Source organism: Flavobacterium collinsii, assembly GCF_902804485.1.
Classification (GTDB): domain Bacteria; phylum Bacteroidota; class Bacteroidia; order Flavobacteriales; family Flavobacteriaceae; genus Flavobacterium; species Flavobacterium collinsii.
Genome location: NZ_CADCST010000047.1, coordinates 40,162 through 52,910 on the forward strand (window position 1 = coordinate 40,162; position 12,749 = coordinate 52,910).

At 38.2% G+C, this 12,749-nt stretch carries 12 protein-coding genes; 9 read left to right on the plus strand and 3 right to left on the minus strand.

The features are described 5' to 3' along the window. Window positions 1-54: 54 nt before the first annotated feature. A complete protein-coding gene (locus FLA105534_RS01145) occupies window positions 55-1,140 on the plus strand; it encodes a sensor histidine kinase (protein WP_173964211.1) in 1,086 nt (361 codons plus the stop codon). Window positions 1,141-1,150: 10 nt separating this feature from the next. Continuing rightward, the gene (locus FLA105534_RS01150) at window positions 1,151-1,855 is read left to right on the plus strand and encodes a LytR/AlgR family response regulator transcription factor (protein ID WP_173964212.1); all 705 of its coding nucleotides are present in this window, start codon (window positions 1,151-1,153) and stop codon (window positions 1,853-1,855) included. Window positions 1,856-1,876: 21 nt separating this feature from the next. Here the strand turns inward: FLA105534_RS01150 and FLA105534_RS01155 are convergent, their stop codons facing one another. Both FLA105534_RS01155 and FLA105534_RS01160 read right to left on the minus strand, forming a co-directional pair. Next, entirely contained in the window at window positions 1,877-2,890 is a 1,014-nt protein-coding gene (locus FLA105534_RS01155) for a zinc-binding alcohol dehydrogenase family protein (protein WP_173964213.1), read from the minus strand. Window positions 2,891-3,061: 171 nt separating this feature from the next. Continuing rightward, entirely contained in the window at window positions 3,062-3,940 is an 879-nt protein-coding gene (locus FLA105534_RS01160) for an NmrA family NAD(P)-binding protein (protein WP_173964214.1), read from the minus strand. 81 nt (window positions 3,941-4,021) lie between these two features. On the opposite strand from FLA105534_RS01160, the gene FLA105534_RS01165 reads away from it, so the two are divergent. The 6 genes from FLA105534_RS01165 (at window position 4,022) to FLA105534_RS01190 (ending at window position 8,249) form a co-directional block, all read left to right on the plus strand. Further along, window positions 4,022-4,390, plus strand: coding sequence for a winged helix-turn-helix transcriptional regulator (locus tag FLA105534_RS01165; RefSeq protein WP_173964215.1), 369 nt, complete (start codon window positions 4,022-4,024; stop codon window positions 4,388-4,390). A 71-nt stretch (window positions 4,391-4,461) separates the two neighbouring features. Continuing rightward, entirely contained in the window at window positions 4,462-4,899 is a 438-nt protein-coding gene (locus FLA105534_RS01170) for a DoxX family membrane protein (RefSeq protein WP_173964216.1), read from the plus strand. A gap of 305 nt (window positions 4,900-5,204) precedes the next feature. Further along, window positions 5,205-5,447 (plus strand): hypothetical protein, encoded by a 243-nt coding sequence (locus tag FLA105534_RS01175; RefSeq protein WP_173964217.1) that lies wholly within the window; start codon window positions 5,205-5,207, stop codon window positions 5,445-5,447. 189 nt (window positions 5,448-5,636) lie between these two features. Further along, window positions 5,637-6,473: a sulfite exporter TauE/SafE family protein gene (locus tag FLA105534_RS01180; RefSeq protein WP_173964218.1), complete on the plus strand. Its 837-nt coding sequence runs from the start codon at window positions 5,637-5,639 to the stop codon at window positions 6,471-6,473. A 4-nt stretch (window positions 6,474-6,477) separates the two neighbouring features. Beyond that, window positions 6,478-6,867, plus strand: coding sequence for a DUF1634 domain-containing protein (locus FLA105534_RS01185; RefSeq protein ID WP_246253146.1), 390 nt, complete (start codon window positions 6,478-6,480; stop codon window positions 6,865-6,867). 359 nt (window positions 6,868-7,226) lie between these two features. Continuing rightward, window positions 7,227-8,249, plus strand: coding sequence for an LLM class flavin-dependent oxidoreductase (locus FLA105534_RS01190; RefSeq protein ID WP_173964220.1), 1,023 nt, complete (start codon window positions 7,227-7,229; stop codon window positions 8,247-8,249). A 605-nt stretch (window positions 8,250-8,854) separates the two neighbouring features. Here the strand turns inward: FLA105534_RS01190 and FLA105534_RS01195 are convergent. Beyond that, entirely contained in the window at window positions 8,855-11,236 is a 2,382-nt protein-coding gene (locus FLA105534_RS01195) for a TonB-dependent receptor (protein WP_246253148.1), read from the minus strand. A gap of 211 nt (window positions 11,237-11,447) precedes the next feature. On the opposite strand from FLA105534_RS01195, the gene FLA105534_RS01200 reads away from it, so the two are divergent. Next, window positions 11,448-12,728 (plus strand): acetyl-CoA C-acetyltransferase, encoded by a 1,281-nt coding sequence (locus FLA105534_RS01200; protein WP_173964222.1) that lies wholly within the window; start codon window positions 11,448-11,450, stop codon window positions 12,726-12,728. Window positions 12,729-12,749: the final 21 nt, after the last annotated feature.

Sequence of the window (12,749 nt, forward strand, 5' to 3'; positions counted from 1 at the left end):
CTATTTGTCGACAGGCAATTTCTCTTTCCAAATAAATACTAACTTTGATCTACTATGTCAACATTCGAGAAACTCATCAACTATACTTCAGCCCATCGGGTCACAGCTCATGTCCTTTTCTGGACTTGTTTATATATTATGTTTCTTGGCAAGAATAATTTTGATGATCCTACTTTTAATTTTCGAAATGATATGCTGGCAATCGCATTCGACCTGTTCTTTGCGCTTCTCATCGCTTATTTTATTTCTTATCGCATTCTGCCACGCTTAATGACAGCCAAAAAACAAACTATAGTGTGGATTGAGTTTATTGTCTGCAGTTATTTTATCGCGGCCATTAACCGGACAATGGTAATTTATGTCCTGGAGCCTATTGTTCGTACTCCTCCTTTTGATCAGGAGCCACTTTTTGAAATTTTCACTGATCTTTCGAAACTGTTTCGATCGTATTTTATCCAATCCATTTTTCTCTCTTTGTTTTTTGTCTTTGTAAAACTGATAAAAGATCAGTATGTCGTTCAGAAAAAAGCGTTACTGCTGGAAAAGCAAAAAGCCGAAACGGAGTTAAAGATTCTGAAAGCCCAGTTAAATCCTCATTTTTTATTTAATACACTAAACAATATTTATTCGCTTTCGCTGAGTAATTCTCCTATTACCTCGCAATCTATTGCTGTTTTATCCGAGATATTGGATTGCATTTTGTATCGCTGCAGTAGTACGTACGTACCCATTTCACAAGAGGTCACGCTGCTTAACAATTATATTGCACTTGAAAAATTGAGATATGATGAAAGGCTTAGTGTGATTTTTACCACCGATATAGACCATAATGGTGTTATAGCCCCTCTAATTTTACTTTCGTTAGTCGAAAATGCCTTTAAACATGGTGCTGGCGAAGACACTGGAAACTCACCAATCATCGCTATAGACCTAAAAGTGGTCAACAATCGTTTTATCTTTACGGTGAAAAACACAATTGGGAAAAGTGAAACTGAATCTGAAAACGACAAGATTGGTCTGAACAATATCGTTCAGCAACTGGACAAAATTTATCCGGAAAATTATACTTTTAAGGTAACAAAGAGTGATACCCATTTTACGGCTCATTTAGAAGTCAACCTGCAAAACGATCAACACTAAGCGAAGAAAGATGAAGATACGATGTTTATTAGTCGATGATGAGCCTTTGGCCATAAACCTGCTGCAAAACCACATCAGTAAGCTGGATTATTTTGAGATTGTAGGCACATGTCCAAACGCTTTAAAAGCCGCTGAAGTATTAAGAACAACGACTGTTGATCTTATGTTTTTAGACATTAAAATGCCCCAGATAACGGGAATTGATTTTTTAAAAACACTAAAAAATCCACCTTCCATTATTTTTACAACGGCCTATCGCGAATATGCGCTGGAGAGTTACGAACTTGATATTATAGATTATTTACTCAAACCCATTACTTTTGACCGCTTTTTTAAAGCCACCGATCGTTATTTACGCATCAGTGGCCCTACTAACAATAAGATTATAACTCCGCCTCTGGAGAATTTTATTTACATCCGAAACGGATCTAAGTTTCATAAAATAAATACTGATAGTGTTTTATTTATAGAAAGCGTGAAAGATTACATTGTGGTTCATCAAAAAGAAGGGGTAAAACTTACCGCAAAATACAAGATCGGCGATATCGAAATGGAACTTCAAGGAAAAGATTTCCTTCGGGTACACCGCTCTTATATTATTAATTTAAAAAACATTACTGCATTTACCGCCTATGATGTTGAAATTGGGACTATCGAAATCCCAATTGGAGCAAGCTATAAAGAATATGTTTTTAAAATATTGAAAAACTCTTAGTGGCTTACTCTGTTTTTAGCTTTAAAATTTGATCGCAATCTTACCAATAGTTTTCCCTGACTCTAAAAGCTCATGTGCTTTTTTAAAGTTCCCGGCCGTTAAACCATTAAGCGTTAGATTGAGCGTCGATTTTAGAATGCCTTCGTCTAAAAGATCAGCCAATTGATTAAGAATAACGTGTTGTTCCTGCATATCATCGGTTTCAAACATTGATCGTGTGTACATCAGTTCCCAAGAGAAAGAAGCGCTTTTATTTTTGAGTTTGTTCAACGCAACCGGATCACTGCTCCCGGTAATAGAAGCAATGTGCCCTTGGGGTTTAATTAATTCTGCCATAATATCCCAATAGGAATTAGTATCGACAAAATCCAAAATAAAATCTACCTGTTGAAACCCTGCTTCCCGAACCGAAGCAATCAGGTTTTTGTGATCGACTACGAAATCTGCGCCCTGCTCTTTACACCAAGCGATAGTTTCGGGACGCGATGCTGTTGCAATAACAGTTAAACCTGCAATTTTCCTGGCCAGTTGAATAGCAATAGAACCTACTCCTCCTGCACCTCCAATAATCAAAATTGATTTTCCTTTGTCTTTTTTAGGATTGATTCGAATGCGGTCAAAAAGAATTTCCCAAGCCGTTAAACCAGTCAGCGGTATCACGGCCGATTCTTCAAGGCTTAAGGACTTTGGTTTTCTGCCTACAATTCGTTCGTCAATACTTTGGTATTCGGCATTGCTGCCTGGTTTGGTAATATCTCCGGCATAAAACACTTCATCGCCTACCTTAAACAAAGTCACTTTCTCTCCTATCGCCTCGACAATACCTACAGCATCCCAGCCTATAATTTTTGGTGTTTCTAAAACCGTATCTTTCGCACTGCCCTGACGAATTTTAAAATCAACCGGATTAACGGATACTGCACTAATTTTCACTACTAAATCACGTTCTCCGGGAACTGGCTTTGGAGTTTCAAATGCTATAAAACTCTCTTCTTCAGTAATTGGCAACGATGTTTTAAATCCTATGGCTTTCATCTTTATAATTTTTAAGTTCTATTATTATTACAAAGATAAATACAGTCCGAATCTTACAAACGGTATAATTTTATACTAAACCAGTATATTCTTATCAAAAGTCAATATCACTTTAGAATTCGCAAATACTAAAAAAAGCTGATCCTAAAACCAGCTTCTTACTTTTACTATTTAAAACTTAGCTGCAAATTCTTTTGCAAAATCTTCCAGTTTAGTTCGTCCGTCAACAGAACTATAATCGCTTAAAAAATGTGCTGCGATTTTACCGCTTCTTAAACCTGATCCCATCTCGGTATACAGTTCGGCAATTTCTTCCGGCAGTCCCGCTTGTTTCATTCCGTCAAGAGATTGCACATCGGTAAACTCTACCCATGGTAAATCAGGTTTTCCAATGGCTAAGCCTAAAGTTTTGGCTACTTCATTTGGAGTTCGCACATCACTTACAATATAACGAATGTTCTTTCCCGCTATGTTTTTTAGTAATTCTTCAGAAACTGCCGCTGCAATATCTTCAGGATGTACAAAAGGAATCGTAGTGTTAGAAGGATAATTTGCTCCAATAATTCCCGCTCCTTTAATCATTGGAACATCATGGTACAAATTCGTGTAGAAAAAGCCCGCACGAAGATACGTAACCGATACGTTCTCTAATGATTCATACAGTTTCTCGATATTATGAAGTCCGGCAATTGGACCATTTCCTCCCGGTAAATCTGCACCTATACTGCTCAGCATTACAACACGTTTTACTCCGGCAGCTGCTATGGCTTTTGCAAATGCTTTACCGGCATCCGTAGTATTGGCAATGATATTAACTCCTCCCATATTAGGCGGAGTCATTGCAAATACAGCATCAGCTCCTTCAAATGCGCTTTGCAAAAAAGCGGCATCACTTACAGAACCAATCACTGCTTTGGCTCCTGCTGCTTCAATCTCTTTTACCCGGTCTGCACTGCTGCTGATTACTGTTACCTCATGTCCTGAGGTAATAAGTTTTTGTGTCAATGGTTTCCCTATGTTTCCTAATGATCCTGAAATTGTAATTTTCATCTCTGTTTATTTTTTTATGTTGTGCAACAAAGGTATATTTGTACTTACTTTTATACAAGTACTTACCCTAAAGTATGCACTATGACCGCAATCAAAGAATCGTCGACTATTCAGGAAAACAAGCAATACGCTTTAGACAAATGTCCCGTAACCTATGTTATGGAAAAAATTGGAGGCTATTGGAAACCCATTATCATTTACCATCTTTCAGGCGGAAGCAAACGTTACAGCGAACTAAAAAGGGCCATCCCTGCAGTTACCGAAAAGATGCTGATACAACATTTAAAACAGCTCGAAGCCGACCATCTTGTCATTAGAGAAGCCAAACCAGTTGTACCTCCTTTTGTAACGTATAGCTTAAGTGCTTCTGGAAAAGGTTTAATGCCAGTTATTGAAGCTATGGCGACATGGGCCTTCAAGGATAAGGAAGATGGATTTAAGAATTCTTAAAATAATACCGTCTCAAAAATAATCATCCAAATTAGCCCAACATCTTGTTATCTTTACATAAAAAGATCTCAATGAAAAAAATAGGTACAGCACAGGCAGGTTTCGTTTTAAGAATTGTTTTGGGAATTACGATGCTCTCTGCCGTTGCCGACCGTTTTGGTCTTTGGGGTGTACCCGGCGCTCCCGGAGTAGCGTGGGGAAACTGGGACAATTTTATTCTTTACACCCAAACCTTAAACTCCTTTGCCAGTAAACCCTTAGCAGAAGTATTGGGAGCTTTGGCTACTTTTTTCGAAATTATCTTTGGCTTATTTTTAATCCCAGGATTTAAAACCCGTCAGGTTGCTTTGGGAACTGCTGCTTTAATGCTGCTTTTTGCCCTTTCAATGGCTGTTTCGGTTTCGGTAAAAGCTCCTTTTGATTACTCGGTTCTAACAAGTGCTGCAGCTGCTTTACTGCTTTCCGCCTTAGACAAAACTTATCTTGCTTTAGACAATCGGTCAAAATAAGATTTTTAAAATCCTTACACCCTAAAAAATCCGCAGGATCATCTACTCCTTTTTTGTATTCTTCAACCTACAAAACACCTAAGTGACAGGTTTTCAAACACCTGACTTCTTAGCGTGCAAATTTTATAATGTGCTTTGAAAATTTTATAACATTTCTTAAATCTAAATTCCCAATTTGAACGTATGTAAGGGAATACGATACTCTGGAGGAATTAAGCTCAAATGGAAATGGTTTTTGGGGCATATTGAGCTTAAAATCTTCCGGATTATCGTTTGTTTTAATAATTTTTAAACGAAGGAAGAGATTGGAAAAATTAATGGTTCAGAGATTAAAAAAGAGTTTAGATTATCTCAAAAGTAAACAACGGGAGTTAAAGAAACTGAATGAGGAGGATACCCGGACTCTAGAATCCATCATCAAATACTTAAAAAAAGACATGATCGATCAGTATAAATTAAACGAATACGATTTGTACATCAAGCAAGATGTCAAAAACACAGAGACTTTTATCAGCAGTGTCCAAAAAATAATAGACGATAACCTGTAAGTTCCTCTTTTTTAGCGTTTCATTCTTAAACTCTGGTTTTTACCCTATAATCAACCAGTTAAGTGCTTTTTTGTGTTTTTTCTCAAGATTTAAATTTCAGAATTAAACAATTTTAGTTTTTAATTATGAAATAAAACATTTCTTCACCAAATATCAATTCGTAAATTAGCGGTAACAAAATTGATCCGAATGACAGTACTTACGTTTACCCTGATTATGATTCTTGGTGCTTTTTTAGCAGGTTTTATTGGTTCATTGTCAGGTTTAGGTGGCGGGATTATCATAATCCCACTTTTAACAGTCATTCTTGGTGTTGACATTCATTATGCAATTGGTGCGGCTCTGGTTTCGGTAATTGCTACTTCCTCCGGTTCTGCTGCCGCTTATGTCAGGGAGGGAATCACTAACATGCGACTGGGTATCTTTCTTGAGATTGCTACTACAATTGGTGCTGTTTGCGGGGCCTTACTTTCAACCATCGCTCCTACTTCCTTTATTGCCGTTTTATTCGGACTTACTTTGATCTTCTCGGCTATCAATTCTCTTCGAAAAAAAGAAGAACATATTGTTTTAGAATCTAGTCCTTTGGCTAAAAAACTGAGGTTAGAAGGTACTTATCCCTCGCATCACGGTGAAATAATTCGTTACGGAACCAAAAACGTCGTGGGCGGTTTTGGTATGATGGGAATTGCCGGAATGATGTCAGGTTTATTAGGAATTGGTTCCGGTGCTTTTAAAGTCATTGCAATGGACAATATTATGAGAATTCCGTTTAAAGTTTCTACCACAACCAGTAATTTTATGATGGGCGTTACGGCAATGGCGAGTTCTGTAATCTATATTCAAAAAGGATACATCGAACCCGGAATCTGTATGCCAGTAGTCATCGGCGTACTGTTTGGTGCTATGGCGGGAGCCAAAGTTTTAGTTAAAACAAATCCTAAAAAACTACGTATATTCTTTGCCTGTCTGATATTTGTACTTGCGGTAAATATGATCTATAACGGAATTAATGGAAAAATCTAAGATTATGCAACACGAAAAATTTGGAGAAAAAGATTTTCAAACCATTATTGGGAATTTATTGCGTTATGGCGTTTGGATTTCCCTATCGGTCGCTTTTATTGGCGGAATTGTTTATCTAATGGCGCACAGCACAGATATTGAAGATTACTCGGTCTTCCATGAAAATGACCGCAATATTTTTGAAGTAATTTCGGCAATATATCAGGGTGTAATTCAGGGAAATGGCGAATCGTTGATCTTTTTTGGGATCATCCTGCTTTTCTTAACCCCAGTTTTACGTGTTTTACTATCGCTATTTTCGTTTTTATTGGAAAAGGATTATCTGTATGTAGGGATCACCTTAATTGTTATTGTGATTATTCTAATTAGCGTTTCCTTTGGCTTTTCACATTAATTATGCGGTTTAGGCTTTAGGCACTAAGCTTTAGGCTTTAAGCTATAGGCTTTAAGCTATAGGCTATAGGCACTAAGCTTTAGGCTCTGGGCTTTTTGAAAAAACATATTGCTTAAAGCCTATGTCTAAAAAAATAACTGCAACAAGCATTGGACTTTAGGCTTTACGGAAAGCGTACAGCCTAAAGCTTAAAGTTAAAAGCCTAAAGCTAAAAAAAACAAACCGCGATAAGAATGGCTGCAGGCTTTAAAGGAAAGCGTACAGCTTAAAGCCTAAAGCTAAAAAAAACAAACCGCGATAAGCATTGGGCTGCAGGCTTTAAAGGAAAGCCTAAAGCTTAAAGCCTAAAGCAAAAAAAAATGGAAATAGGAATTGACAGTTTCGCTTCGGCGATGTACGGAAACCACAATACGCTAAACAGTGTTGATGCAATGGAACAATTACTCCAAAGAATCGAGCTGGCAGATCAGGCCGGGCTTGACGTTTTTGGAATTGGTGAACATCATAAAAAAGAGTTTTTAGATTCGGCTACCGCAGTAATTTTAAGTGCTGCCGCGGCGCGAACAAAACGCATTCGATTGTCAAGTGCTGTTTCGGTTTTAAGTGCTGCCGATCCGGTAAGAGTCTATCAAAGTTTTGCAACCCTTGACTTAATTTCAAAAGGAAGAGCCGAAATTGTAGTAGGCCGCGGATCTTCAATCGAAGCTTACCCTCTTTTCGGATTTAATCTGAATGACTATGATGAGCTTTTTAAAGAAAAATTAGAGCTCTTACTTCAAATCAGAGACAATGAATTTGTAACCTGGTCGGGGAAATTTCGTCCCGCTTTGAATAATCTTCCGGTTTATCCGAGGGCTTTACAGGAAAAACTACCGGTTTGGTTGGGCGTTGGCGGAACTCCTGAATCTTTTATAAGAGCAGGATCCTTAGGTTTGCCTTTAATGGTAGCCGTCATTGGAGGTCAGACACATCGTTTCCGTCCGTTAGTAGATTTGTATCGTGAAGCAGGAAAAGCAGCCGGTTACCAGCCCGAAGAACTTCAGGTAGGCCTACATTCACCTGGGTTTGCAGCAAGCACTACCGCAAAAGCCATCGAAGAATATTATCCGGGTTATGCTGAACTTTGGACAAAATTAGGCTTAGAACGCGGCTGGCCACCAGTTACCAGAGCCAAATTTAACGGTTTAATTGACGATCTGGGTGTTCTGGTTGTAGGTGATCCTGAACGCATTGCCGATAAAATCTTACGACACAGTGAATCTCTTGGCGGAATTTCAAGATTTACATTTCAAATGGACAATGCAGGCCTGACCCATACACAGCTAATGAATGCAATAGAACTTATTGGCACAAAAGTGATTCCACTCGTTCAAAAAGGGTAATTATTTGGTACAAAAGAGATTCAGCTCGTTCAAAAAAGGGGATTCACACAAAATGTTGTGGGGTTGATAGAAGTTATTCCTTTTATTAACAATTTCAGCTCTTCATTTAAGAGATCATTTTATTACAGCTGATTTTACAATTAGTGTTCTCTTTCGGTATAAATATTTGAAATGTTTAAAAAGGGCTGAAAGCCCAGAAGCATAAAAATAGTGCAACGCACTATAACTTAAGATAATGAATCATATTGCCCTGAAGGGACTTAAGCAGTTATAAATAAAGCATAAGATCTTGGCTAAAAGTTGCTAACTTTAGGAAATGTCATAAAATAAGATATGTGCTTTTTGGGTTATGCTTTCGCCCTTACAGGGCTTAAAGAAGTGCTCACCAGTATTCATGGCACTTTGTGCCATGTTACTGCTAAGGCTCTTTCAGAGCAACAGATTCCAAATACTTGTCTCTTACGGAGTAAGCTGTAAATTATTATTGCAATTAAGAAATTTTAGGAAAATGTTAAAAAACCCGACAGGTTAAAAACCTGTCGGGTTACTTTTAAACACCCAGCCCCTTAGCATCTCAGAACCTAAGCGCCTTAGTACCTAAAAAATCAGAACTTATACGTTACCCCCACTCTAAAGTTTCTTGGTGCTTCTGTTTGCCAATAGTAAGCAGAAAGCCATTCATAGTAAGATCCACTGTACAGGTATTTGTCCAGAATATTAAACACATTTGCTGTAACCTTAAACTTCCCGGTTTCATAAGATAAACCTCCATCCAGTTTAAAATAGTTGGGTAAGCTTATACCTCCTACACTCCAACTGTCCGTTTGACGGCCTGCAAGATAAGTCCCTCCTATAGAAGCCCCCAGTCCTTTTAACTTTCCGCTTTGAATGCTGTAGTTCAACCACGCATTTGCACTATGTTTAGCAAATCCCGGTACAACTGAACCCACCGTTATTTTTGGAATAACCGAACTTGTTACTATAGATTCTGTAAAAGCATAATTAGCAACAAGATTAAGTCCGTCTAATAACCTTCCTCTAATGTCAAATTCAATACCCTCCGCTCTTTTTTCTCCTAAAACAATTTTATAAATATCATTTGGTCCGTTCGTTGGATCGGCAGCAAGTTCATTCTGTTTTACGATTCTATAAGCTGCTAATGTAGTACTCCACGATCCGTCAAACCAATCTTTCTTAATTCCAAATTCCACATTATTTCCAGTTATCGGTTTTACCTGATCACCATTTTTAATAATTCCGGACTGCGGTATAAATGCCTGATCGTACAAACCATAAAGAGCTAAATTATCGGTCACAGAATAACTAAATCCTACACGTGGTGTAATATGACTATCAGATTCAATTGTTCCCCAACTGTTTTGGCTAATCCAAGTATATCGTGCTGCAAGAGTCAATCTCAATTTATTCTCAAAGAAACCAAGTTCATCCTGAATATAACCTGCTGCGTATTCTTGTGTTAATTTACCACCAGCTCTGACTGAAAGCGGTGTTGTACGATTGAAAACGGGAAAACCGTTAGAAGGCGTCCCGTAATTTGGACTGTAAACATTAAATGGATTTGCAGCTGTATCAAGATCATGAGACTGTCCCCAATCTGCCATATAATCTTTACTTCCTAAATCTACACCGCCTAATAGTTTATGCGTAACTTTTCCGGTCGTAAACTTTCCGTTTACGAATATCTGCCCCAAATACATATTACTTTCTGCGTCCCAAATACCCACATTTCTGATAATGTTGCCTTTACCAAGAGTATTTTCACTTGAACCAATTTTGCTTGGCCATGAACTGTATCCTTGCTGAATGTACTTGAAGTAAGAAGTTTGTGCTGTCAGTTTCCAATTATCATCAAACTTATGCTCAAACATAAAGTAGCCGTTATGGTCTTGAATATTAGTATCCGGAATACCAGGCTGTGTCAAAGTAAATCCAACCGGTAAAGTGGCATATCCATCAGATTTAGGTCCAAACACATAATAAGAACCTACTTCAGTCATGTTGGCATATTGAAAATTATACTCCGCCGTAATTTTCGTTTTATCATCAATCTGATACGTAAGCACGGGGGCAATTACATAACGGTTGTTGCGTTCAAATGCACGATGCGCACCTCTGTTTTGGGCAGCAGCATTAAAACGATACAATAGCTTTCCTTTTTTATCCAGTTTCCCATCAAGATCGATACTCGCTCTGTAAAAATCATAGCTTCCCGCCATTACACTGGCTTCTCCTTTTGTAATTCCGGTTGGTTTTTTAGTCACTACGTTATACAAACCACTTGGATCACCAACGGAAAGCATAAATCCTGCAGGTCCTTTCACAAACTCAATATGATCTACAAAACTCATGTCTTCAGTAAGCGGTCCCCAGGAAGAAGAAACTACGTTGAAACCATTACGGAACGCCTGAACCTGTGAACCACGCATTTTTATATTGGTATACAAATCTCCCCAGTGCTCAGAACGTATTGCCCCACTCACATTTCGAATTACTCCGTCACTCATACTTACAATCTGTTGATCTTTTAATGTCTGACCACTCACAATCTGAATATTTTGTGGAATTTCCAATACAGGTGTTTGAAGACGTAAGGATAAAGAAGGCTTGTCTTGCTTGTATTTGTTTTTAGTAATTACAACTTCGTCCAAATCTTCCTGGCTCTCCGAAAGCATGAAGTTTTTAGTTGTCGTTTGCTTTGATGTCACTGTAATTCTGTCTTCAACCGGACGAATTCCAACTGCACTAATGCTGATAGTATAACTGGCAGGTTTAATATTTTTAATTTCGTACTGTCCGTGTTCGTTCGTAATAGCACTGTACCTTGTTCCTCTAAGAGCAACAAAAACATTTTCTGCCGGCACATTTCCGGTTAAGGAAACTCTTCCGATTACTTTTCCGTGTTCCTGCCCCATCATCACTAATGAGTTTAGGAAAATCAGAAAAAATAAAACTTTTTTTATTCTCATGGTATTCATTATTATTTTTTATTGGTTTTTATTTCGCTGGCAAAAGTAATTGCTAAAACATTTTTTTGCAAATTATTTTTAATTATTCTAAATAAATATAATTCAAAATGAAATCACTGAATAAAATGCCAAGACTTATTATTTTGAATTATAAATCCGTCATTAGTAAATAACTCTGCTTATCTTTAAGGACAAAAACACCATCTTCATTATGAATCACACAAACACACTCAAAAAAGTAGCTATTGTGGGATACAACCGTATTCCGTTTGCAAGAGCTAATACCGCCTACACCGAAGTTGGAAATCAACAAATGATGACCGCCGCTCTCGATGGTCTTGTGACCCAATACAATCTGAAAGGAAAATTAATTGGTGAAGTTGCCGGAGGGGCCGTAATCAAACATACTTACGACAATAATCTAATGAGGGAATGTGTCCTGCAAACAACACTCGATCCCGCTACTCCTGCCTGCGATTTGCAACAGGCTTGTGATACCGGAATCGAAAGTGCTATTTATATCGCCAACAAAATTGCATTGGGACAAATTGAATGCGGAATTGCCGGAGGTGTTGATTCTATAAGTGATATTCCGATGGCGGTGAGCGACAAACTTCGAAGAATTCTACTCCATGTCAGAAATGCAAAATCAATTACTGAAAAAATAAAGTTCTTTTTAAAAATTCGACCTGGAGATTTGGCTCCGCTGGTTCCTAAGAATGAAGAAGTTCAAACCGGACTTTCAATGGGAGGTCACACCGAAATCACTGCCAAACATTACAAAATCTCTCGTGAAGATCAGGACAACTTTGCACTTAAAAGTCATCTCAATATGGCGAAAGCCTATGATGACGGCTTTTTTGACGATATGATTACTCCCTTCAACGGACTTGACCGGGACAATAATTTAAGAAAAGACAGCACGCTGGAAAAATTGGCCAGGCTAAAACCAGCCTTCGACAAAATCAATGGAACCTTAACCGCAGGAAATTCAACTCCACTAACGGATGGCGCTTCCTGCGTTCTTTTAGCCAGTGAAGAATGGGCCAAAGAACAGGGACTTCCAATTTTAGCCTACATCACTTTTGCAGAAATTGCTGCTATTGAATATGTCAAAAATCAGCAAAACCTTTTGCTCGCTCCTTTGTTTGCGGTCAGCAATATGCTCGACAAAGCAGGTTTAACTTTACAGGACTTTGATTATTATGAAATTCACGAAGCTTTTGCCGCGCAGGTTTTAGCCACTTTGAAGATCTGGGAGAGTCCGGAACTGAGTACTCAAATAGGACTGTCTAAAACCCTCGGTGCTATTGACCGCGAAAAACTAAACGTGAAAGGAAGCAGTCTCGCAGCCGCACACCCCTTTGCTGCCACAGGAGGCCGTATCATTGGCGTGATGGCCAAATTATTAAATGAAAAAGGATCAGGACGCGGACTAATTTCTATTTGTGCCGCCGGAGGACAAGGCGTTACCATGATTATCGAAAAATAAAAAAGACAAACCAATTGAAAT